The sequence below is a fragment of the Capnocytophaga bilenii genome, assembly GCF_017565765.1.
Taxonomy (GTDB): domain Bacteria; phylum Bacteroidota; class Bacteroidia; order Flavobacteriales; family Flavobacteriaceae; genus Capnocytophaga; species Capnocytophaga bilenii.
Genome location: NZ_JAGDYP010000013.1, coordinates 1 through 23514, shown reverse-complemented (window position 1 = coordinate 23514; position 23514 = coordinate 1). Strand labels below are relative to the sequence as shown.

The following is a 23514-nucleotide window of genomic DNA, read 5'->3' as shown; positions in this document are numbered from 1 at the left end:
AATCTACGACTACATTTTTTGCAATTTCTAAATCATTCATCTTTAATATATTTTAGTGTGAATTTTCAAATTCTTTCGATAGTTTTTCTCCATTAGGTGCTGTAGCAGTATAGGTTACTTTTGTTGGACGTGTCCCTCCATTAGCATATTCAAACTCAATAGTAATACCCCCGCTGGTGCAAGCTTGCAGCTCGTGCCCAATTCAAAATTCACAATTCATAATTCACAATTCATAATTCCCCTCGCACTATTTAAAGCACTCTATAGGCTTAAAAAATGCTTATCTCTATGATAAGTAAAGAAAAATAGTAGGTCAGTTCTTTTGTATTGTGTTGATTAGTAGGTTATTGGAATTTTAACAACACATCTGGAACATTACCCACTCTCCCCTCTCATTGTAGGTGTGTTGCAGCTTTGCACCCAAACTACTTTCCATCGCTGTGCGATTGCCATAAGCATTGTACTGATGGGTGATGCGATGCCCATTTTGAGTTTCTGCTACAATACGCCCCAGCACATCGTATTCCCAAAGGGTCTGACTGGTAGGGTTTTCAGCTTGGGTTATTATTATCTTTAGCTGCTTTAATAGAGAACTTAATTTACCCTATAAAAACTAAGATATATGTTCCTCTAACCATTCAACACCATAATCTAAGAAATCCTTAACATACGGATTAGTACAAGAATTTACTAAAGATTTATACTCCTCAATAGAAACCTTTTTTTCACGTACCTCAATAGATTCTATAAGACTTGATATTACTTCCTCATTCCCATAAAACTTTTCTGTAGGTAGAATTGACAATAAAAAGTATCCATCCTCTAATGATATAGGTCGTTCAATAGATTCTAATAGTTCCTCATATTTACGCGCTAAATTAATGATCTCTTGTGTATCATTATATAAATCTTCATTAGGCATTTTCCCCAGTTCCTTCAGTTTTTTTAAAATATTACTATCCATAAAATTAAAAATTAATGTAATCTTTTTGCCTTTGTATTAATATCATCCAAATCAGCGTCTAATTCAGTCCTTAAACGATTTTGAAGTTCAGATATCTCTTTTCTTGCTAAATCCTTATCTCCATAAATGTTATATCTTAACTTAATATCTCTAACCTCAAATCCGACTTGAAGACTATAATCAGCATGAGAACCTCCATGATAATATTTTTTATTGTTGGCTGTTGGCTGTTGCCATTTTCTCATTATCCCATATCATTAATCCATTCTCTTTTTTATCTCTACCATCTCCTAATCCTATGTCATTAAAAAATTTAGTATTATCAGTATCATTCCAAACCTCTTCTGGAATTAAATGTTGAGCTTGTTTGTTATCTCCATAGGATGCCTCTAAGTTTCTCCGTAGTGCTGCAGAACTTAACCCCCACGGGTCAATCCACCCATTACAATCCATCACATACCCATAAAACGCCAGTCCCCCCTGCCAACCTTATCGGGTCTTGGCTAATATAAGTACCGCTTTCAGGTGAGTAATAACGGAAACGGTTATAAACTAACCCTATTTCCTCATCATAATACTGTCCTTGGTATAAGAAAGGAATAAACGAGCTATCACCAGCAATAGTATTCCCATAAAGGTCTAATTCTCGTGCCGACACCTTTTTCCCCTCTTCATCATACGCCTCATAAGGTGTTCCTAAGTGGTCGGTGAGGATGCTATACGATTTATCCCCTACAAGTTTAGCCACAGGCACAAAAGAGTTCTCATCAAACACCCAAGTGATAAGATTTTCTGTTATAGGCTCATCCTACTACCAATAATTTTTCCCAATCCACCCTAAAGTATCTGATAAAAATTCATATAAAATAGGACGTTTTTAATAAAATTTAAAAAGGATATTTTATAAGTTCGTAAGAGTTCAAAGTTATTTCCTCTACTTTATTATCTAATTGTTCCTTTTCATATGGATTTTCAAAGAAAAAACAGACACTTTTATATTCAGGAATAATAAAAAAATTTTCATCATTATCATATATAATATTGGGGTATTTTTTCAATAATTCTCCAAGTGTACTTCCTATTCCTATACCTTTAAATTTACCTAAATAATTATTTAAAACAGATATTTGTGCAATTTTATTTTTAAATAAATTGATATTTACAATAAGACTTTCATCAAATGAAAGTCTTAAGAAAAAATTATTAGATAACTCTATATCTAAAATACCATTCTTATAGCCATATTTCCATACATCTTGAAGACTTTCTAATGGCTGTTCCAAACATATATTTCCTATATAATTTGGATTTATTTCTTGACAAAAAAAATCTCTTGACATAACTCTTAATGATTGTGTTCTAACTCCTGCCAAATATATGTAGTTTTACCTTTTTCATCTATTCCATTTTCTATAAAATGTCCTCTATTACCATTATAATCATAAAAAAGACAATTGTCTCCTTGATATTTATAATCTGTTGGATCTATAACTTTTATTGTTCCTTTTGAACTAGTTGATATTTTATAATATGGTCCCTCAGTATAAGTTCCCGACGGCATCAGGAACTTTATAAATCGTCTCTGTTTGGTTATAGGTGGCAGAGGCAAGATTTCCCACTAATCTTTTGCACTTAAAGGATATTTTTTTAAATTCATTAAATATTTATCCTTTAGTTCTGATACTTTTTCAAAAGGAATTTTATATAAAGAGCAAGGAAATGAAAGTATTTTTTTAGTTCTATAATCTTACATTGTAATAAATTGCTTACCACCCCTAAAGGATAATAAAAAATATCATAACCATTATCAGCTTGTATGAAAGTCTCATCATAATTTTCTATATCAGTTTTAACTCCAATTTCATCTGTAGAAACTATGTATTTGTTTTGAATGTCTAATTCATATCTTCTCAGTAATTGATTGTTTTTAAAATGTTCAAATAACATTGTAGGTATCCATATATCTATATTAAATTTATATATATATGAATTATTAGATAAAAAAAGTAATTTTTCTTTATCAATAAAATTAATACATTCACCTTCTACTATATACATATCCGATAAATCTATTGTTGAAAGTTTTGATAAACTATTTGATATATTTATCTCATCAATAGTCTTCCATGTGATATTTTCTCTTATCAAATCTAAATTCAAATCATTAGAAAAAGAGATAAATAAGTTTTTTGGTATTATTAACTAACTTCTATGACTAAAAAAATTAAATAAATTTTGCATCTTAATGATATTTTGATGATATATCTATACCGTTCTCAAATACACTCCCATCAGGATGATAAACTCTGATATGTTCATTTCCTAATTTATCTTTCCAATGATATGTAATTAATATGTCATTTTCTTTTGAATGATTATAGAGTAATGCATCACATTGCGAACAAGGAGGAAGGGGACCAGCAGGATATGATGAACTACTTCCTTTTTTTCCAAAAATCACTAACCTTCTGTGCTTTCCAAAGGAATATCAGTGAGTTCTTCCTCATCAGGAAGTGGTGCATAGTGGCGATACAGGTTCTCCCCACTGCTGATAACCGCTTCCCAATCCCGCCCTAAAGTATCGGATGAAAATCATTCGCTAATTCTATGTTAGGTAAGTATCATATATTTAAAATTCCATCAACGATTCTATACCCAGTTGCATTATTCTCTTTTAATTCTTCAACAATCTTTTCACTAAAAAAAATAGCTTCATCTATAGAAATTATATCATATTCTATTTTGTTCCTTAGATACAAATCTATTTTTGTTGTATCTCCATATTCAGAGTCAAAATTCTCATAATCTTCATAATTTGAAAAAGAGAATACATCTCTATCCCGATGATAGAAAGTACTTTTTTGAAAATCAAGAACTTTGGAACTCCATACAGGGAAACCTATTAGGAAATAGTTACCATCAAAAGTATCAATCTTTACAGGAATTTTATTGTGAATAGGTAATTTATATGCAGATATAATATCTACAACCTTTTCGCTTATTAAGAAGTCAATTCCTAATTCATAAGGAGCGTAATACATAAAATCTAATTTCTTAATACTTTTAGTCATAGGGAAATAGATGACATTTGGACATTTTTTTAGATCAAACTGCTGAAATGTTTCTATACGAACCCTTTTTATATCGTTACTGTTGCTGTCAAAAAAGCTATTGAAATATTCTTTATGTTCATCTTTTTCAAATGAGTTTTTCCTTATTTCAACTGCAAAACTCCCATTTCTTCTTCCTGTTATTTTAGGTTCGAAGTCAAACTTTATATTATAAAACTTCATAATGTATACTTTTACTATTAATGTTTATTCTTTTTCTTATGTTTCCCTTCTTTAAAATAATCATTTAAATTCATATCTGAATTTAGGGCATTATCTATATGCTTTCTTAATTCATCTTGTAATTTTTTGATTTCTGTAATATTAAAATTTCTATTCTTCTTTAGTTCCTCTAAACGTTCTCTTACATAATCATTATATTGCGGATGATTTCCATGAAAAGGTCTGTCTAAATCTCTTAAGTTTGTTTTATCTTTTGCTTTTGTAGATCTGTTTTGTATATACCCATCTTTTCTAATTTTTTTAAAATCAGAACGAAACTCTTTATAAATTTCATTAGGAATTATATGATGGATATCCAATCCCCAAACATCTACCCACCCATTACAATCCATCACATACCCATAAAACGCAAGTCCACCCGCCAACCTTATCGGGTCTTGGCTAATATAAGTACCGCTTTCAGGTGAGTAATAACGGAAACGGTTATAAGCTAACCCAATCTCCTCATCATAATACTGTCCTTGGTATAAGAAAGGAATAAACGAACTGTCCCCAGTAATAGCATTCCCGTAAAGGTCTAATTCTCGTGCCCATACCTTCTCCCCCTCTTCATCATACGCCTCATACGGCGTTCCTAAATGGTCGGTGAGGATAGAATACGATTTATCCCCTACAGTTTAGCCGCAGGCACAAAGGAGTTCTCATCAAACACCCAAATGATAAGGTTATCAGTTACGGGTACTTCCCAATTACGCCCTAAAGTATCGGATAAAAACTCATATAAAAAGTGTCATATATTTTGAAGGAATATCAAAATTACTAATACTAAAGCGATTATTCTACTTCTAAATAAAGTTCAGGATAGTTTGTAATATCCCTTTACTCCTGCACCTATTGTCCAAAAATGTTTAGCTTTATTTAATTCCTCCTGCCAAATACATTCTTCCTCTTTAGAGACATTTTCGGGAATAGATTTTAAAATATTTTCTGGTGTGGTATCCCTCCAAACTCCTATAGATATTTCTCGAAAACAATAACAATAAGGTTTCTCTGAAACATCAATATCGCTATCCTTTTCTTCTAAGATTGTTATCAATTCATTTGCTTCAATCTCAAAAGGATTTATTCCATATATTTCTGGATTAATTTTCTCTGTTTCAGGACCTTGTAATTCTACAAATTTTAAATTTTTGTCATTATCAAAATCCATCCTAAATTCAAGAGTATCATAATAAAGTTGACGTTCATTCTTGTAATCAGGCTCACCAAGTATTTTGATAATTTCATTAATGTTACTACCAAAAGTAATCTTTGAATCATTGATCTCAATTCCTATTAAAGGAATAATTTTTAATTTTATTTTCATATGCTTAATGGTTTACTTTTTCTGAAGCTGTTTAAACTTTTTTTAGAAAAGTAAAAGTTCCCAAGAATTAGTAATTTTGTGTTTGAGAAAAAACACCAAAATTCAGGAACTTTGGGCAAAGATACAATAAATAAATGGATTATTTCCTTTTTAAGTGTAAGAAAAAGAGGATTTAAAAGTAATTTTGATTTAGCTTCAATATTTTTATTGATTCTCAAGAGATTAAAAACCCCCCGCTGGCGCAAGCTTGCAGCTTGTGCCCAATTCACAATTCACAATTCTCTCCCCGTCCTACCTGTCCCATTTGTCCCACCCGTCCCACAATTCAAAATTCAGAATTCAAAATTCACAATTCTCTCTCCCATCCCCCACACTGCACTACTGCGCCATATCCCCCCTTTTGAAGGAAGTCCGCGAGCTGGCGCAGCGGAGTATGTGTTAAGGGGGGATGTTAATAATCTCCTCTGTCGCAAGCTTGCAGCTTGTGCCCAATTCAAAATTCAAAATTCAAAATTCAAAATTCCCTTTTCTGCCGCTGCAAAGGTAATTTTTTTTGGTTATATTGTCAAGATATTGTACCTTTGCATTTAGAAGTTACTCAGAAAATAGGTACAATCAAATGAAATAAATCATTACCTTATCTTCTTGTAATTCCTGTATCTTCTTTATTTTAAACAGATTATAAAGTAGTTTCTATTTTCTTTCAAAAATATTACACACAGATGACGATTGCTATTGTAATTCTTAATTGGAATGGTCGTGCCTTGTTAGAACAGTTTCTTCCTTCGGTACTATTGCACTCAGCTCAGGCAACTATCTATTTGGCAGACAATGCTTCTACCGATGATTCCGTAGCTTTTGTGCAAGAGCGTTATCCTGCCGACATTCGCATTGTTCAGAATACTGAAAATTTAGGCTATGCAGGAGGCTATAACGCAGCCTTACAGCATATTCAGGCAGATGTATATTGCCTGCTGAATTCCGATGTTGCGGTTACCGAAGGCTGGTTGCGCCCTATTATAGAAGCTTTTGCCAATGATGAAACATTAGCGATAGCACAACCAAAGCTATTAGATTTCAAGCAGCCCGAAAAGTTTGAATATGCAGGAGCCGCAGGAGGGTATATAGATAAATACGGCTATCCTTATTGTCGGGGCAGGCAGTTTAATACCCTCGAAGAAGACAAAGGGCAATACGATGCGCCTGAGCCAGTCCCCGTATTTTGGGCTTCAGGAGCCTGTTTTTTTATCAGGGCGAAAGTATTTCATCAGTTATCAGGTTTTGAAGAAGCTTTTTTTGCACATCAAGAAGAAATAGACCTTTGTTGGCGCGCCCATCGCGAGGGCTTCAAAGTAGCTTGTGTTACCCAAAGTGTCGTCTATCATTTAGGAGGAGCTACCCTTGCAACTAATAATCCGAAGAAAACCTACCTAAACTTTCGCAATAGCCTGCTAATGCTCCTGAAAAACTTACCCAATAAAGGCTTGTATACAACCCTCTTTTTGCGCTTAGTGCTTGATGGAGTTGCAGGAGTACGCTTTTTGTTACAAGGCAAACCACGTCTCACCTATGAAATTGTAAGGGCACATTTTGCTTTTTACAAGCACTTTGCTGCCTTTAAGCAAAAGCGCCCCAAAACAATCACTTTTAAAGACTATTTCCAGCGAAAGTTCTTTTTTATTTAGTCGTTAGTTTTTAGCAAGTATTATCATCTAAGGACTAAAAACTAACGACTAAAAACTAACGACTAATAACTAATACAATACCTAATGACTAACGAAAAATATCTCCTTTGGTATCGATAAGCTTATTGAGGTCGTCCGATAGGTAAAACACTTTTGTTTGAGGAACGTATACCATATTAGCAGTACATATTTGGGCACAGCCCCCCGAACCTAAACATTTTTTTACTAAAGTTACACAGTCAAGCCCCTCACACTTCTTTTCCCAAACTTTACCGTCTTTATCACAATGTACCACATAGCCGCTCTTTTGGCTGGGCTTGTTGTCATAACCAAAGACAGTATCCCAAGCAATCTCCCCACTGGGGCGAGCTTCGGTAGCAGATAGCAATGTAATCGTTTCATCTTGAGCGTTGAACTGATAAGTGATAAAGAGCACTTTATTCTCTTCTTTAATAATGTCTTTACCAGCAACAGTACCAAAGAAATCTTGCTGTGCCATTTGCTTATCTTTCAAATTTTGCAAAGGCTCTTTATGGTCTTTACTGCACGACCACAAAACAATGCTAATACATAGCATAAAGAACAAATTTTTGTAAATTCCTTTCATAACTAATTTTTTTTAAATTATTGCTACAAAAGTAAGGCGCTTTTTGTACAAATGATAGTGCGAAAAACGCTTTTTTTTGGAATATACGTTTTTTTTTAGTACTTTTGCCTCACAAACTTAAAAATAATAGCGATGAAGAAGTATACTGACCTTGAAGAAGCTACTGAAAAAGTAGATAGTGTCTTGGCAAAGATAAGAAAGCTGCGGCTTGCCCAGCAGTTGAGTTGTGAACAAATGGGCGATATTCTGGGGGTAGATACCACTACCTATAGGAGGATAGAAAATGGGCAACATCGTTTGAGGGTAGAAACGCTTATTACGATAGCAAAGGCATTGGGTACTACAATTTATTCGTTGCTGGAGGAGCCCAATATCTCTCATACCCTCGCCGAAGGATGAGCGAAGGATGAGCGAAGGATAAGCGAAGGAAAGTCCGCGAGCTGGCGCAGCGGAGTATGTGACGAAGGTTGAGCGAAGGATAATGGCAAATTAAAAAAAAATTTTTACCTTTGCAACCTCAAATATTTTTTTAATGACTACCACAGTTTATAAATATTGTCTTATCATTTTCTTCCTATCGTTGCAGATAGCTTTAGCCCAGAGGGGTAGCGAGGCACTCCTTATCAAAGAGGATGTACTGCTAAAATGCGACAACAATAAAATCCCTTCTGACGGACGGGTAGAACTGCCACGCTCTGTCAAAACCATCGCTACCGATGCTTTTAAAGATTGTAATAGGCTGCGCTATGTAAGCATCGCAGCTTCAGTAACCGCTATAGGCGATGGCGCTTTTGTCAGCTGCACTTCCCTATTGCAAGTGAGCATCGCAGGTTCGCTAACCAATATCGGCAACAACGCTTTTGCTTTTTGCGAAAGTCTTAAAACTATCAATCTGCCCAATACGCTCTCTTCAGTAGGCGATTGGGCTTTTAGAGGTTGTACAGCTTTAGAATCTATTACCCTCCCAGAAAGCCTCACTTCATTGGGTACAGGCGTATTTTCAGATTGTACACAGCTCAAGCGCGCCAGCTTTACAATGAAACAATTAGAAGCCATTCCTTCGCGCTTGTTCTTCGGCTGCAAACAGCTCAAAGAAGTAAATCTCCCCCCTGTTTTACAGCGCATCAAAAGTGCTGCTTTTGCCTCTTGCAGTAGCCTTAATAAAATAGACCTACCCCAAAATTTAGTAGGCATAGGCGATGATTGTTTTGAAAACTGCACTACATTACAAGCAATAGATATTCCCGATACTGTAGTATATGTAGGCGCAAGTGCTTTTCATAACTGCACTGCCCTCACCGATGTGAAACTACCCTACGGAATGCGCCACCTCCAGAATGACACTTTTTTAAACTGCACCTCGCTAAAAGCCATTATTATTCCCGATACGGTAGAAAAAATCAATATGCAAGCTTTTAGAAACTGCACTGCCTTAGAGGCAATACAATTTCCTTTGGCACTTACCGATATTTTTTATGGTGCTTTTTACGGTTGCAAAAGTCTGCAAGAAGTTACCTTGCCCGAAGGCGTAGCCTATGTGGGAAGCTATGCTTTTGCTTTTTGTGAAAGCCTAAAAACCATAGAACTACCACGTGCTGTTACCGTTATAGGTATACGCGCCTTTTCCGATTGCTACAATCTGGAAGAAGTAAAACTCTCGCGTTTTACTACCGCAATAGGCGTACAAGCATTCCTAAATTGTAAAAATTTAAAAGAACTACGACTCCCCGCTACCATTGAAAAAATAGATGCAGGAGCTTTTGAAAATACAGGACTTACAGAACTACACTGCCGCGCTATCAATCCGCCTGCACTTTCGGGCAGAATGGGCTACAGAGGCAAAGTAGTAGTCCCCTTCAGGTCGCTCGAAACCTACAAACAAACTACAGGCTGGCAAGATTGTGCTTTAGAATAGTGATTACTTCAAATTTATGATGATTAACAGCTAATTGCCAAATTATTCCTATCTTTGCACCCTCAAATAGAAACTTATACCTTTATGGCAAAAGAAATAGACGAAAGCAAACAAGGGCAAAGCCTAATGTTACAATCCAATACCGCCAATACCAAAAAACTATACATAGAAAGCTACGGCTGCCAAATGAATTTTTCTGATAGCGAAATTGTAGCTTCTATCCTCGCCAAAGTGGGCTATAATACCACCAACACCGTAGAAGAGGCTGATTTGGTGCTGATTAACACTTGTTCAGTACGCGATAAAGCCGAACAAACCATACGAAAACGCTTAGAACAGTTCAACGTATATAAACGCAAAAAGCCAGCGATGAAAGTGGGCGTATTAGGCTGTATGGCAGAGCGCGTAAAACACGCTTTTTTAGAAGAAGAAAAAATCGTAGATATGGTGGTAGGTCCCGATGCTTATAAAGACCTGCCTAACCTTTTAGAAGACGTTGAAGAAGGACGCGAGGCAGTAAACGTAATCCTCTCTAAAGATGAAACCTATGCCGATATAGCCCCAATACGCCTCAACAGCAATGGCGTTACCGCTTTTGTTTCAATCACTCGCGGTTGCGACAATATGTGTACCTTCTGCATAGTACCTTTCACTCGCGGGCGTGAGCGCAGTCGAGACCCTTATTCTATCCTCAATGAAATTGCCGACTTGCAAGCGCGTGGTTTTAAGGAGGTTACTTTATTAGGGCAAAATGTAGATAGTTACTTATGGTATGGCGGCGGTCTGAAAAAAGATTTTAGCAAAGCTACCGAAATGCAACAAGCTACAGCTATCAACTTTGCTAAGCTATTAGATATGGTAGCTACGGCTTACCCCAAAATGCGCATTCGCTTCTCTACCTCCAATCCGCAAGATATGACCCTTGATGTGATTGACACAATGGCGCAGCACCACAATATTTGCAAGTATATTCACTTGCCCGTACAGAGTGGTAGCAATCGTATTTTGAAAGCAATGAACCGCTTGCATACCCGTGAAGAATACTTTACCCTGATAGATAGTATACGCGAGCGTATCCCCGATTGTGCTATTTCACAAGATATGATTACAGGTTTCCCTACCGAAACCGAAGAAGATCACCAAGATACGCTTTCGCTAATGGAATACGTAAAGTATGATTTTGGCTTTATGTTTGCTTATTCTGAACGCCCTGGTACACTTGCAGCGCGTAAAATAGAAGACGATGTGCCCGAAGAGGTAAAAAAACGCCGTCTTACCGAAATTATAGATTTACAGCAAAAGCACAGCCTTTATCGCACCCAAGCACAGGTAGGAAACACAGTAGAAGTACTCATAGAGGGGAACTCAAAAAAATCGGATAAAGAATGGATGGGGCGCAATACCCAAAACACTGTAGTAGTGTTCCCTAAAGAAGACTATAAAGTAGGCGATTTTGTAATGGTAGAAGTTACCGATTGTACCTCTACAACCCTCATAGGTAAAGCGATTGGCTATAGCGAAATGAATTTTTAAGCTGAGTAACGCTTTCTTTACTTATAAGCTAACAAGCTGATAATAAGTATGTTTAATAGGTCGGGTACAAAAAAATAACAATATTTGTTAGTAAAAAGATTGTTATTCAAAAAAAATACGTACCTTTGCCGTCAGTAATTATATCATAAAATAAGAAAATTATGTCAGACATTGCATCAAGAGTTAAAGCCATTATCGTAGATAAATTAGGCGTAGACGAAAACGAAGTAACAAATGAAGCAAGCTTTACTAATGATTTAGGAGCTGATTCATTAGACACTGTTGAGTTGATTATGGAATTTGAAAAAGAATTTGATATTCAAATTCCAGATGACCAAGCTGAAAATATTCAAACAGTAGGTCAGGCTATAAAATACATTGAAGACAATAAACAGTAAGTAGCTGATAGATAGACGGCTATTGGCAATAAAAATTATTGCTGATAGCCTTTATCTAATTTTAAAACCTAAATGCTAAAAAATTAAAAGGAACTATATGGAGAGAAGACGTGTAGTAGTAACCGGTATTGGTGCGCTCACCCCTGTAGGGAATACTGCCAATGACTTTTGGCAAGGGCTTGTAGCGGGCAAAAGTGGCGCTGCACCCATTACTTATTTTGACGCTTCTAAGTTTAAAACTCAGTTTGCTTGCGAACTGAAAGGATTTAATGTAGAAAACTTTATCGACCGAAAAGAAGCTCGAAAATTGGATAGATTTGCCCAATATGCTTTAGTAGTAGCCGATGAAGCAGTAAAAGATGCTCATTTAGACGTAGAAAAAACCGATAAAGATAGAGTAGGGGTAATTTGGGGCTCAGGAATTGGAGGTCTCGAAACTTTCCAAAATGAGGTTATCAATTATCAACAAGGAGATGGCACACCCCGCTTCAACCCTTTCTTTATTCCTAAAATGATAGCTGATATTGCTTCAGGTATGATTTCGATAAAATACGGTTTTAGAGGGCCTAATTTTACTACTGTTTCGGCTTGTGCATCAGCAGCCAATGCTATGATTGATGCGCTGAACTACATTCGCTTTGGCTATGCCGATGTGATAGTGTCGGGAGGGTCTGAAGCTGCAGTTACTATTGCGGGCATTGGAGGTTTCAATGCTTTGCACGCACTATCTACTTTCAACGAAGATCCTTCAAAGGCTTCGCGCCCGTTTGACGCTAATCGCGATGGTTTTGTATTAGGCGAAGGTGCGGGGGCTATCGTATTGGAAGAATACAATCACGCTGTGGCTCGTGGTGCTACTATCTATTGCGAATTGGCAGGAGGCGGGCTTTCTGCCGATGCTTATCATATGACGGCACCTCACCCCGAAGGGCTGGGAGCTAAATTGGTAATGAATAACTGCCTGAAAGATGCCAATGTAACTCCTAATGAGGTAGATGCTATCAATATGCACGGTACTTCTACGCCGCTGGGAGATGTAGCGGAATCTAAAGCTGTACTTGATGTATTTGGAGAGCACGCTTATAATATCAATATCAACTCTACAAAATCTATGACGGGACACTTGTTGGGAGCAGCGGGTGCTATTGAGGCAGTAGCTTCTATCTTGGCTATCAAGAATAGCATAGTTCCTCCAACTATCAACTTTGAACACCCTGATGAACGCATAGACCCTCGTTTGAACTTTACATTTAACAAAGCACAAGCTCGTGAAGTGAATGTAGCGATGAGCAATACTTTTGGCTTTGGTGGGCATAATGCGTGCTTATTGTTTAAAAAACTATCATAATAAGTATTTAATTAAGTGTTTAGCTTAAAGAAAATATTAGATTTTTCCCGTTTTACTTCTAAGAAGAAAGACGGGATTTTTTATAATAAAATGAAAGAGCTTTTGGGCTTTTCACCCAAAAACTTATCGCTTTATAGTGAGGCTTTTACTCACCCTTCTTATCAGTACCAAAAGGCTACTCGCAAAAGTTATGAGCGGCTCGAATTCTTGGGCGATGCTATTTTGGGAGCGGTAATCGCTGATTATATTTTTACGAATGCACCCGAAGAAAATGAGGGTTACCTTACCAAAATGCGCTCTAAAATTGTGGAAAGGCGCAACTTGAACCGATTGGGTGAGGAACTCGACTTGCTCAGTTTCTTGCGTACCAAGCTCACTCCGCGGCAGTTAGGCAATAATATTACGGGTAATCTTTTTGAGGCTCTTATTGGGGCTATTTATCTTGACAAAGGTTATAAAACTTGTTTTAGCTTTATAGAACGCAAACTTATTTTGCCTAATATTGATATTAAATATTTGGAAGAGAAGGTAATTAGTCACAAAAGTTTGCTAATAGAATGGTGCCAAAAGCACAAATTAGATTTTTTGTTTGAAGCCGAAGAGGATATTGAAGATAAATCGGAGACGAAATACTTTATAGCAAAGGTGCACGTAGAGGGCTATTCAGTAACACGGGCTCGTGCGACTTCTAAAAAGAAGGCTGAAGAGACGGCTGCCAAGCGTGCTTGTTATAAAATACAGGGTAAACGACACCAGAAATTAGATGTAAAATGAAAATACTGCTGCTTTCCGATACGCATTCGTATATAGACGACCGCATACTGCACTATGCTGCCCAAGCCGATGAGGTGTGGCACTGTGGTGATTTTGGTAATAAACAGGTGATAGAAACACTACAGGCAGTAAAACCTTTGCGCGGTGTATATGGCAATATTGACGGTACAGAGGTGCGACAATTTTTCCCCGAAGTGAATTGCTTTACTTGCCAGCAAGTGCAAGTACTGATGATACACATAGGGGGGTATCCTGCTCATTATACAGCTTTGGCTACCCAAGAAATTCAGGTAAATAAGCCTAAATTATTTATATCGGGACACTCACATATATTAAAAGTGCAATATGACCCTAAATACAAGCTCTTACACCTAAACCCAGGGGCTGCTGGCAACTATGGTTGGCATAAAGTGCGTACGATGTTGCGCTTTGAAATAGAGGGGGAGGAGATTAAAAATTTAGAGGTAATAGAGCTTGGAAAAAGATAGAGTAGAGGAAAAAAAAATATTTTTTTAGTAAAAAGTTTTGTAGATTAAAATATTTGCCGTACTTTTGCTGCCCAAAAGCGTGCCTATTTAGGTACTTATTGTAGATAAATATAAAATAACTAATTATGGTTCAGTATATTAAAGAATCTTATGAAGAACTTAAGAACCACGTAACGTGGCCTACATTAGCCGACTCTCAAAAAGAAATGGTAGTGGTAGTGGTGTTTTCTGTACTTTTTTCATTAGTAGTATGGGGTATGGATTCCTTCTTTGAGTGGATAGTAGCTGAGTATTTTAATTTTATGAAATAAAAACAACCGAGGAATGTCTGCATTGTTAGAAAAAAAATGGTATGTAATAAAAACTGTTACAGGGCAGGAAAACAAAATAAAGAATCACATAGAAACAGAAACGAACCGCTTGGGTTATGCTGACTATGTAGAGGAGGTTTTGGTACCTACCGAGAAGGTGGTACAAGTGCGCAACGGTAAGAAAATCACAAAAGACCGTGTGCATATGCCTGGTTATGTGATGGTAAAAGTACACTTGGCTGGTGAGGTATTGCATATCATCAAATCGATACCTGGGGTAGTAGGTTTCTTGAGCGAAACCAAAGGTGGTAACCCGCTTCCTTTGCGCAAGAGTGATGTGAGCCGAATGCTGGGACAGGTAGATGAATTGGCAGAAACGGTTGAAGCATTACCAATACCTTTTGAAGTGGGCGAAACAGTAAAACTGATAGATGGTCCCTTCAACGGATTTAATGGTACTATAGAGCGTGTAAATGAGGAAAAACGCAAGCTTGAAATAATGGTAAAGATTTTTGGTCGCAAAACGCCTATAGAGCTTAGCTACACGCAAGTAGAGAAATTGTAAAAGAACGCCTTGCCAAAAGCGGGGCATAAAAATAATTATTAATAAACAATGGCAAAAGAAATTAGTAAAGTAGTTAAACTACAAGCTCGGGGAGGTCAAGCGAATCCTTCGCCACCAATAGGACCCGCATTAGGTGCTGCCGGTGTTAACATTATGGAATTTTGCAAGCAGTTCAATGCACGTACGCAAGACAAGCAAGGCAAAGTGGTTCCTGTAGTTATCACAGTATACAAAGATAAGTCGTTTGACTTTGTAGTAAAAACAGCGCCTGCTGCCGTTCAGCTATTGGAAATTGCAAAGGTTAAAGGAGGATCAGGAGAGCCCAACCGTAAAAAAGTAGGTAGTGTTACTTGGGAACAAGTAAAAGCAATTGCAGAAGATAAGATGCCTGATTTAAGTGCATTTACATTGGAAGCTGCAATGAGTATGGTTGCGGGTACAGCTCGCTCAATGGGTATAACAGTAACTGGTGAAAAACCTTTTTAATCGGAAAGCATTATGGCAAAATTAACAAAGAAACACAAAGAAGCTCTTGCCAAAGTGGATAGGAATAAACTTTATTCGCTAAAAGATGCTTCTGCATTATTAAAAGAAATTACTTATACCAAGTTTGATGCTTCAGTGGATATTGCAGTACGTTTGGGTGTAGACCCACGTAAAGCGAACCAAATGGTGCGTGGTGTGGTTACACTACCTCACGGAACAGGTAAAGATGTTCGCGTATTGGCTTTGGTAACGCCTGATAAAGAAGCGGAAGCAAAAGCTGCTGGTGCTGACTATGTAGGGCTTGATGAATATCTACAAAAGATAAAAGATGGTTGGACTGATGTAGATGTAATCGTAACAATGCCTGCAGTAATGGGTAAATTAGGTCCGTTAGGACGAGTATTAGGCCCTCGTGGCTTGATGCCTAACCCTAAAACAGGTACCGTTACTATGGAAATTGGTAAAGCTGTACAAGAGGTAAAAGCTGGTAAAATAGACTTCCGTGTGGATAAAACAGGTATTGTACACGCATCGATAGGTAAAGTTTCTTTCTCTGCTGATAAATTGGTAGATAATGCTAACGAACTTATCCAAACGTTGATAAAAATGAAACCTACAGCGGCAAAAGGTACGTATATGAAATCTATCTACCTTTCATCTACAATGAGCCCAAGTGTAGCAGTGGATACAAAAACAGTTTAATTGGTAGTTAATAATCGGAAATTATGACAAGAGAAGAAAAATCATTAGTAATAGACAATTTGACTGCACAGTTAGCTGAAAACAACGTTATTTATGTAACAGACCTAACTGGCTTGGACGCTCAACAAACGAGTGCATTGCGCCGTGCGTGCTTCAAAGCGGATATAAAGCTAGCAGTTGTAAAGAATACTTTGCTTGCAAAAGCAATGGAAAGTTCGGATAAGGAATTTGGTGAATTACCTCATATACTAAAAGGAAATAGTGCCTTGATGTATGCTGAAGTAGGTAATGCACCAGCTAAACTTATCAAAGAGTTTCGCAAAAAATCAGACAAGCCTGTATTGAAAGGGGCTTATATAGATTCGGCAGTGTTTGTGGGTGATAACCAATTGGATGCACTTGCAGCTATCAAATCTAAAAACGAAGTTATTGGCGATATCATTGGCTTGCTTCAATCACCAGCCAAGAATGTTATCTCTGCGCTTAAATCAAGCGGTGGTAAACTTGCGGGTATCATCAAGACACTTTCGGAAAAAGAATAGTGAGAAACGCACAAAATTATTTATAAACAATTAAAAAACGATAGAAAAAATGGCAGATTTAAAAAATTTCGCAGAACAATTAGTAAACTTGACAGTTAAAGAAGTAAACGAGCTTGCTCAAATCCTAAAAGACGAATATGGTATTGAGCCAGCAGCAGCTGCAGTAGCAGTAGCAGCAGGGCCTGCAGCAGGTGGTGCTGGTGAAGCAGCAGCTGAAAAAACTGAATTTGACGTAGTATTGAAATCAGCAGGTGCTAACAAATTGGCTGTAGTGAAATTGGTAAAAGACCTTACTGGTCTTGGACTAAAAGAGGCTAAAGAAGTAGTAGACGGTGCTCCTTCAAAAGTAAAAGAAGGTGTTTCTAAAGAAGAAGCTGAAGGGCTTAAAAAATCTTTAGAAGAAGCTGGTGCTGAAGTAGAATTGAAATAATTTTACTAAGAGAATCCTATAAGGTTTAGGTCTTTTTCAATAGGAATTAGACCTAAACCATTTTGTAATTTAAATGAAAAGTAAAGTTAGGAAACTATGGAAACTCTATTAAATATAGGAATAGATGACCGTAAAAAAATCTTTGAAGAAGAGGATTTTTATTATCAACTAACACCTGATGAACTAAAGAGTTTAGCATTAGCTGAAGAACAATCGAGGTTGGGAATGGTAGTAAGTAGTGAGGAGGTGCGTAGAGAAATACGGGAAAAGTATGCGAGTAAATTGGGTAATAGAGGCTAAAAAGAAATATTTCTTGATTATTGGGATAGACATAATGGCTCTTTTGACTATTCATTTAAGATAATACAAGCTGTTGAAACCTTAGAAGATGAGTTGGTTGAAGCTCCCTATTTTTTGGCAACATATAGTGAGCAAATGGATTTATATAGAAAATATTTTCTAAATAAAAGATTTATAATATATTATAAGGTTTATGAAGAACTTGGTGTAATAGAAATAAGGGATTTTAGAAGTTGTTATCAAGAACCTTTATTTTAGAAAACAATACAATAACAATATTAGGTAGAATATTAAAGATACTTCTGCCAAATAAACATAAAACAAAATGAGCAAACACCTTGAACGTTTAAATAATGTTTTTTGGGACTTCCGTGAAAGAGATTTACATCAATATGCAAGTGTAGAAGAGTTTAAGAAAGATGTCATTTTAATGAATGAAGAGCTTCAGAATGAAAAAGAATGGCAATTAGATGATGTGGTTATTGAAGAACCTAAAATTGAAGTAACTTATACAGCATATGTATTTCCTGATGACTTATTATCAAATGAGCGTTTAGCGAGTAATGAAGTTAGTACGCTTAAAGATAATGAAACTATTTTTGAACGTGAATCAGAAGAGTATGATGGGCGTTATTACGCTGAGATTACTGCTACTATTGAGCCGAATAATGGACAGTGTTTTTCAGGATATGAATTTCTGATGAAAGTACATATTCAAACATTGAATAAAGATTTAGGCGATGATAACTTTTATGAAGGTGTAGAAATAACAAGAAATAAAGATAATACAGCTATAGCCTACATTTATACAGGAGGATAACGACTAACAACTAATGACAACAACTTACTACTAACGCATTAAATAATAATATTAAAGTAAAGAAAATGCTTACGAATCAAACTGCAAGAGTGAATTTTGCTTCCGTGAAACACGTTCCTGAGTATCCTGATTTTTTGGATATTCAAATTAAAGCGTTTCAAGAGTTCTTTCAAATGGAAACGAAATCGGAAGACCGAGTGCACGAGGGCTTGTATCAGACATTTAAGGAGAACTTTCCTATTACTGATACTCGTAACCAATTTGTACTTGAATTTCTTGATTATTTTGTAGATCCGCCTCGTTATACTATTCAGGAGTGTATAGAGCGTGGTCTTACATATAGTGTGCCATTGAAAGCGAGATTGAAGCTCTATTGCACCGACCCTGAGCACGAAGATTTTGAAACTATCGTGCAAGATGTCTATTTGGGTACTGTACCTTATATGACTACCAGTGGTACATTCGTTATCAATGGTGCTGAACGTGTGGTGGTATCACAATTGCACCGTTCTCCGGGCGTATTCTTCGGGCAGTCGTTTCATACTAATGGTACAAAACTTTATTCAGCTCGTATTATTCCTTTTAAAGGTTCGTGGATTGAGTTTGCTACCGACATCAACAATGTGATGTATGCTTACATAGACCGTAAGAAAAAACTTCCTGTAACTACTTTGTTTAGGGCTATTGGTTTTGAGCGAGATAAAGATATATTGGAAATATTTGACCTTGCTGAGGAAATAAAAGTTTCTAAAACAGGGCTTAAAAAGTACATTGGTAGGCGTTTGGCGGCTCGTGTACTAAATACTTGGCACGAGGACTTCGTAGATGAGGATACTGGTGAGGTGGTTTCTATTGAGCGTAATGAAATTATCCTTGACCGTGATACGGTTCTTGATGAGGATAATATTCAAGAAATATTGGAGGCTGATGTGAAAACTATTCTTCTTCATAAGGAGGATAGCCAAACGACAGACTATACAATTATTCACAATACCTTACAGAAAGACCCTACGAACTCTGAAAAAGAGGCAGTAGAGCACATCTATCGTCAGTTGCGTAATGCTGAACCGCCTGATGAGGAGACTGCTCGTGGTATTATTGATAAGCTTTTCTTCTCAGATCAGCGTTATAATTTGGGTGATGTAGGGCGTTATCGTATCAACAAAAAATTGGGACTTGATACGCCTATGGAAAAGCAGGTGCTTACCAAGGAGGATATTATCACTATTGTAAAATACCTTATAGAGCTTATCAACTCGAAGGCTGAAGTAGATGATATCGACCACCTTTCTAACCGTCGTGTACGTACAGTGGGTGAGCAGTTGGCAGCGCAGTTTGGTGTAGGACTTTCACGTATGGCTCGTACTATTCGTGAGCGTATGAATGTGCGTGATAACGAGGTATTTACGCCTATTGATTTGATTAATGCTAAGACATTGTCGTCTGTAATAAACTCTTTCTTTGGTACAAACCAGCTTTCACAGTTTATGGATCAGACAAACCCATTGGCAGAGATTACTCACAAGAGACGTTTGTCGGCTTTGGGGCCTGGAGGTTTGTCGCGTGAGCGTGCTGGTTTTGAGGTGCGAGACGTACACTACACTCACTATGGTCGTTTGTGTCCTATTGAAACTCCTGAGGGACCTAACATCGGGCTTATCTCTTCATTGGCAGTCTTTTCAAAAGTAAATGGTATGGGCTTTATTGAAACGCCTTACCACAAGGTGACTAATGGAAAGGTAGACCTTAAAGATATGACTTATCTTACTGCAGAAGATGAAGAAGGACTAAAGATTGGTATGGCAAACATAGCTTTGGATAGTGAGGATAAAATCATTGACGAGCGTGTGGTTGTAAAAGAGGATGGAGACTTCCCTATTATTGAGCCTAATGAGGTGGAATATATAGACGTTGCTCCTAACCAGATAGCTTCTATTTCGGCTTCTTTGATTCCGTTCTTGGAACACGATGACGCGAACCGTGCGTTGATGGGCTCGAATATGATGCGCCAAGCTGTACCATTGTTGAAACCTGAAGCACCTATTGTAGGTACTGGCTTAGAGCGCCGTATTGCTTCAGATGCCCGCGTACTGATGAATGCTGAGCGTGATGGGGTAGTGGATTATGTGGATGCTGAAAAAATTATCATTACTTACGATCGTACTGATGAGGAAAAATTAGTAAGTTTTGATGCTGATGAAACGGTTTATAAACTCATCAAATTCCAAAAAACAAACCAAGGTACTTGTATCAACCTTAAACCTATAGTTCATAAAGGGCAAAGGGTGAAAAAAGGACAAGTGCTTTGTGAAGGATATGCTACTGAAAATGGGGAATTGGCTTTAGGGCGCAATATGAAAGTGGCGTTTATGCCTTGGAAAGGTTATAACTTTGAGGATGCTATCGTAATTTCTGAGCGTGCTGTACGTGATGATATCTTTACTTCTATTCACATAGATGAGTATGCTTTGGAGGTACGTGATACTAAATTGGGGCCTGAAGAGCTTACTAGTGATATTCCTAACGTATCGGAAGATGCTACCAAAGATTTGGATGAAAATGGTATGATACGCATTGGGGCAGAAGTTCGACCAGGTGATATACTTATAGGAAAGATTACTCCTAAAGGTGAATCGGATCCTACTCCTGAAGAAAAATTGTTGCGTGCTATCTTTGGTGATAAAGCTGGAGATGTGAAAGATGCTTCACTTAAGGCTTCACCATCACTTTACGGGGTAGTAATTGATAAAAAGCTCTTTTCTCGTGCAGTAAAAGATAAACGCAAACGCAATAAAGACAAAGAGGATTTGGCAACTTTGGAAGCTTCGTACAATGCTAAATTTGAAGCTTTACGCAATAAACTTTTAGAGAAACTTTATTCGTTGGTATCTGATAAAACCTCACAAGGTGTAACGAATGATTTGGGCGAAGAAATTATCCCTAAAGGCAAAAAGTATACTAAAAAAGCACTTGAGAATATTGAGGATTATGCACATCTTACCTCATCGGGCTGGACAGACGATGCACACATCAACGGACTTATAGATGACTTGTTGCATAACTATCGCATTCGTGAAAACGACTTGCAAGGTTTGTTGCGCCGTGATAAATTCACAGTATCGGTAGGAGATGAGTTGCCTTCGGGTATTTTGAAATTGGCTAAAATATATATAGCTAAGAAACGTAAGCTAAAAGTTGGTGATAAGATGGCAGGTCGCCACGGTAATAAAGGTATCGTAGCACGTATTGTTCGTGATGAAGATATGCCATTCCTTGAAGACGGAACCCCTGTAGATATAGTGTTGAATCCTCTTGGGGTGCCATCGCGTATGAACATTGGTCAGATTTATGAAACCGTACTTGGATGGGCTGGACAAAAATTAGGACAAAAGTATGCTACTCCTATCTTTGATGGTGCTTCACTTGAGCAAATTAATGCACTTACTGATGAAGCTGGTGTACCTCGTTTTGGACACACTTACTTATATGATGGTGGTACAGGCGAGCGTTTTGACCAAAAGGCAACTGTAGGGGTAATCTATATGATTAAGCTCGGACATATGATTGATGATAAGATGCACGCACGTTCTATAGGGCCTTATTCACTTATCACGCAACAACCTCTTGGAGGTAAAGCGCAGTTTGGAGGTCAGCGTTTTGGAGAGATGGAGGTATGGGCATTAGAAGCCTATGGAGCTTCAAGTACCCTACGCGAAATCTTAACTGTTAAATCTGATGACGTGGTAGGACGCGCTAAAACTTACGAGGCTATCGTGAAAGGGGAGACAATGCCTGAACCAGGATTGCCTGAATCATTCAACGTATTGATGCACGAATTGAAAGGTCTTGGATTGGATATAAGGCTTGAAGAATAGAGCAATGCGTTAAAGAGCTTACGAGAAAGATTGTTAAAATCTTTTGAGTGTGAAGTTTTGGTGATTTTGAAACTGAACAGAACCTTGTTCTATAAAGTAATAAGACAAGAAATCCAAATTGTTGTGTAAAACAATAATTTGGATTTCTTACTTTTTTATGCTTTTGATAAAAGAAGCTGATATGCTTTTAAGTACTTATTGAGCCGTTCACAATCCTCTTCACTAATAAAACTTAGACGGGTGATATCCATATTATCTTTCAAGTCATTAAGTTTTATCTTTATAGCTAATGGATTGGTAATAATGCGTGCAATAAACTCTTCATAATTTTCATTAGGTAGCCTTGTAACGCACCGCAAAGCTTCAATAATTTCATCATCAAACCCTTCTTCTTTTAGTTTTTCAAATGTCCATTCTGTATCCTCAATTAAATCGTGCAAAATGCCACATATTTTTTCATTTTCAGTATTACCTGCATTAATTACTCTGATTAAGTGCATAATATAAGGAGCTCCTCCTTTATCTATTTGCCCTTTATGAGCTATCGTTGCTATCAATATTGCTTTCTCTAACATAATAACTTTTTTTTGCTTACAAAATTAGAAAAAATAGCTAATATGCTAATGAGAAATTCAAAATAATTATTACTTTTGCAGGGATAATATAAACTTATTTTCCATCTTTTTATTCGCATAAATAGATAAAAATGCTTTGGGAATGAAACCAAAATAGCAAAAATAACCGCTTGGGGGTAAAAAAATACAAATTTTTTAGTACTGAAAATCAATGATTTAAAAAATAATTATAAAAAAACTTGGTAAAAAATTTGGAGAATTAAAAAAACGCCGTACCTTTGCACCCGCAAATGAGACGATAGGTGCTCAGGAGCGAAAGAAGAAACAACACGTACATTGACATAATGTTGTACAGCACAAAATAAGATTTAAAGAATTAAGTGAAACCTGAAGTCAATAACTTAAGAGATTCGGTTAGAAGATATTAAAGATTTTAACGATGAAGAGTTTGATCCTGGCTCAGGATGAACGCTAGCGGCAGGCCTAACACATGCAAGTCGAGGGATAAGCTTTCGAGCTAAAACCGGCGTACGGGTG

Annotated in this window: 29 protein-coding genes and 1 rRNA gene; 19 read left to right on the top strand and 11 right to left on the bottom strand. The window is 37.0% G+C overall.

Going from position 1 to position 23514, the window contains the following annotated elements; all coding sequences use genetic code 11:
• Window positions 1–355: 355 nt before the first annotated feature.
• The 9 genes from J4N46_RS12020 to J4N46_RS11980 form a co-directional block, all read right to left on the bottom strand.
• Entirely contained in the window at window positions 356–517 is a 162-nt protein-coding gene (locus J4N46_RS12020) for a hypothetical protein (protein ID WP_208059485.1), read from the bottom strand.
• Window positions 518–613: 96 nt separating this feature from the next.
• A complete protein-coding gene (locus J4N46_RS12015; RefSeq protein WP_009642387.1) occupies window positions 614–964 on the bottom strand; it encodes a hypothetical protein in 351 nt (116 codons plus the stop codon).
• An 11-nt stretch (window positions 965–975) separates the two neighbouring features.
• Window positions 976–1209, bottom strand: a complete 234-nt coding sequence (locus tag J4N46_RS12010; RefSeq protein ID WP_208059484.1) for a hypothetical protein — start codon at window positions 1207–1209, stop codon at window positions 976–978.
• 197 nt (window positions 1210–1406) lie between these two features.
• Window positions 1407–1739 carry an RHS repeat domain-containing protein gene (locus J4N46_RS12965; RefSeq protein ID WP_317194302.1) on the bottom strand — a complete coding sequence of 111 codons (333 nt, stop codon included), beginning with the start codon at window positions 1737–1739 and terminating at the stop codon, window positions 1407–1409.
• 112 nt (window positions 1740–1851) lie between these two features.
• Window positions 1852–2337 (bottom strand): hypothetical protein, encoded by a 486-nt coding sequence (locus J4N46_RS12000; protein WP_208059483.1) that lies wholly within the window; start codon window positions 2335–2337, stop codon window positions 1852–1854.
• A 298-nt stretch (window positions 2338–2635) separates the two neighbouring features.
• Window positions 2636–3124: a hypothetical protein gene (locus tag J4N46_RS11995; RefSeq protein ID WP_208059482.1), complete on the bottom strand. Its 489-nt coding sequence runs from the start codon at window positions 3122–3124 to the stop codon at window positions 2636–2638.
• A 461-nt stretch (window positions 3125–3585) separates the two neighbouring features.
• The gene (locus tag J4N46_RS11990; protein WP_208059481.1) at window positions 3586–4257 is read right to left on the bottom strand and encodes a hypothetical protein; all 672 of its coding nucleotides are present in this window, start codon (window positions 4255–4257) and stop codon (window positions 3586–3588) included.
• Window positions 4258–4274: 17 nt separating this feature from the next.
• Window positions 4275–4910: an RHS repeat-associated core domain-containing protein gene (locus tag J4N46_RS12960; RefSeq protein ID WP_317194304.1), complete on the bottom strand. Its 636-nt coding sequence runs from the start codon at window positions 4908–4910 to the stop codon at window positions 4275–4277.
• A gap of 203 nt (window positions 4911–5113) precedes the next feature.
• Window positions 5114–5623: a DUF7738 domain-containing protein gene (locus J4N46_RS11980; protein WP_208059480.1), complete on the bottom strand. Its 510-nt coding sequence runs from the start codon at window positions 5621–5623 to the stop codon at window positions 5114–5116.
• Between the two features lie 111 nt (window positions 5624–5734).
• Between J4N46_RS11980 and J4N46_RS12765 the strand changes: the two genes are divergently transcribed.
• On the top strand, window positions 5735–6214 hold the full coding sequence (locus J4N46_RS12765; protein ID WP_236013974.1) for a hypothetical protein: 480 nt from the start codon (window positions 5735–5737) through the stop codon (window positions 6212–6214).
• A gap of 131 nt (window positions 6215–6345) precedes the next feature.
• Entirely contained in the window at window positions 6346–7308 is a 963-nt protein-coding gene (locus J4N46_RS11970) for a glycosyltransferase family 2 protein (RefSeq protein WP_208059479.1), read from the top strand.
• Between the two features lie 88 nt (window positions 7309–7396).
• Here J4N46_RS11970 and J4N46_RS11965 read toward each other — a convergent pair whose 3' ends face one another.
• Complete coding sequence (locus J4N46_RS11965; RefSeq protein ID WP_208059478.1) at window positions 7397–7915, bottom strand: hypothetical protein; 519 nt, start codon at window positions 7913–7915, stop codon at window positions 7397–7399.
• 132 nt (window positions 7916–8047) lie between these two features.
• Here J4N46_RS11965 and J4N46_RS11960 point away from each other — a divergent pair, with 132 nt between their 5' ends.
• The 16 genes from J4N46_RS11960 (at window position 8048) to rpoB (ending at window position 22402) form a co-directional block, all read left to right on the top strand.
• Window positions 8048–8314, top strand: a complete 267-nt coding sequence (locus tag J4N46_RS11960; RefSeq protein ID WP_208059477.1) for a helix-turn-helix domain-containing protein — start codon at window positions 8048–8050, stop codon at window positions 8312–8314.
• A gap of 133 nt (window positions 8315–8447) precedes the next feature.
• Window positions 8448–9830, top strand: coding sequence for a leucine-rich repeat domain-containing protein (locus tag J4N46_RS11955; protein ID WP_208059476.1), 1383 nt, complete (start codon window positions 8448–8450; stop codon window positions 9828–9830).
• Between the two features lie 84 nt (window positions 9831–9914).
• Entirely contained in the window at window positions 9915–11363 is a 1449-nt protein-coding gene (gene miaB, locus J4N46_RS11950) for a tRNA (N6-isopentenyl adenosine(37)-C2)-methylthiotransferase MiaB (RefSeq protein ID WP_208059475.1), read from the top strand.
• Window positions 11364–11524: 161 nt separating this feature from the next.
• Window positions 11525–11761 (top strand): acyl carrier protein, encoded by a 237-nt coding sequence (locus J4N46_RS11945; RefSeq protein ID WP_009414774.1) that lies wholly within the window; start codon window positions 11525–11527, stop codon window positions 11759–11761.
• Window positions 11762–11858: 97 nt separating this feature from the next.
• Window positions 11859–13109: a beta-ketoacyl-ACP synthase II gene (fabF, locus tag J4N46_RS11940; RefSeq protein WP_208059474.1), complete on the top strand. Its 1251-nt coding sequence runs from the start codon at window positions 11859–11861 to the stop codon at window positions 13107–13109.
• Window positions 13110–13124: 15 nt separating this feature from the next.
• Window positions 13125–13883 carry a ribonuclease III gene (rnc, locus tag J4N46_RS11935; RefSeq protein WP_009414776.1) on the top strand — a complete coding sequence of 253 codons (759 nt, stop codon included), beginning with the start codon at window positions 13125–13127 and terminating at the stop codon, window positions 13881–13883.
• A complete protein-coding gene (locus J4N46_RS11930; RefSeq protein WP_208059473.1) occupies window positions 13880–14371 on the top strand; it encodes a metallophosphoesterase family protein in 492 nt (163 codons plus the stop codon). The genes rnc and J4N46_RS11930 overlap by 4 nt, the downstream gene beginning before the upstream one ends.
• Window positions 14372–14496: 125 nt before the next feature.
• Window positions 14497–14682 (top strand): preprotein translocase subunit SecE, encoded by a 186-nt coding sequence (gene secE / locus J4N46_RS11925; protein WP_009414778.1) that lies wholly within the window; start codon window positions 14497–14499, stop codon window positions 14680–14682.
• A 13-nt stretch (window positions 14683–14695) separates the two neighbouring features.
• Window positions 14696–15247, top strand: a complete 552-nt coding sequence (gene nusG / locus J4N46_RS11920; RefSeq protein ID WP_208059472.1) for a transcription termination/antitermination protein NusG — start codon at window positions 14696–14698, stop codon at window positions 15245–15247.
• Window positions 15248–15295: 48 nt separating this feature from the next.
• Complete coding sequence (gene rplK, locus J4N46_RS11915) at window positions 15296–15733, top strand: 50S ribosomal protein L11 (RefSeq protein WP_009414780.1); 438 nt, start codon at window positions 15296–15298, stop codon at window positions 15731–15733.
• 12 nt (window positions 15734–15745) lie between these two features.
• On the top strand, window positions 15746–16435 hold the full coding sequence (gene rplA / locus J4N46_RS11910; RefSeq protein WP_009414781.1) for a 50S ribosomal protein L1: 690 nt from the start codon (window positions 15746–15748) through the stop codon (window positions 16433–16435).
• Window positions 16436–16458: 23 nt separating this feature from the next.
• Window positions 16459–16977 carry a 50S ribosomal protein L10 gene (gene rplJ, locus J4N46_RS11905; RefSeq protein WP_208059471.1) on the top strand — a complete coding sequence of 173 codons (519 nt, stop codon included), beginning with the start codon at window positions 16459–16461 and terminating at the stop codon, window positions 16975–16977.
• Between the two features lie 49 nt (window positions 16978–17026).
• Complete coding sequence (gene rplL / locus J4N46_RS11900; RefSeq protein WP_009414783.1) at window positions 17027–17407, top strand: 50S ribosomal protein L7/L12; 381 nt, start codon at window positions 17027–17029, stop codon at window positions 17405–17407.
• Between the two features lie 96 nt (window positions 17408–17503).
• On the top strand, window positions 17504–17707 hold the full coding sequence (locus J4N46_RS11895) for a hypothetical protein (protein ID WP_208059470.1): 204 nt from the start codon (window positions 17504–17506) through the stop codon (window positions 17705–17707).
• Between the two features lie 325 nt (window positions 17708–18032).
• Window positions 18033–18527, top strand: a complete 495-nt coding sequence (locus J4N46_RS11890) for a hypothetical protein (RefSeq protein ID WP_208059469.1) — start codon at window positions 18033–18035, stop codon at window positions 18525–18527.
• 65 nt (window positions 18528–18592) lie between these two features.
• Window positions 18593–22402 carry a DNA-directed RNA polymerase subunit beta gene (gene rpoB, locus J4N46_RS11885; protein WP_009414787.1) on the top strand — a complete coding sequence of 1270 codons (3810 nt, stop codon included), beginning with the start codon at window positions 18593–18595 and terminating at the stop codon, window positions 22400–22402.
• Window positions 22403–22557: 155 nt separating this feature from the next.
• Here the strand turns inward: rpoB and J4N46_RS11880 are convergent, their stop codons facing one another.
• Complete coding sequence (locus J4N46_RS11880; protein ID WP_208059468.1) at window positions 22558–22977, bottom strand: phosphohydrolase; 420 nt, start codon at window positions 22975–22977, stop codon at window positions 22558–22560.
• 436 nt (window positions 22978–23413) lie between these two features.
• Between J4N46_RS11880 and J4N46_RS11875 the strand changes: the two genes are divergently transcribed.
• A 16S ribosomal RNA gene (locus J4N46_RS11875) occupies window positions 23414–23514 on the top strand; the annotation flags it as partial.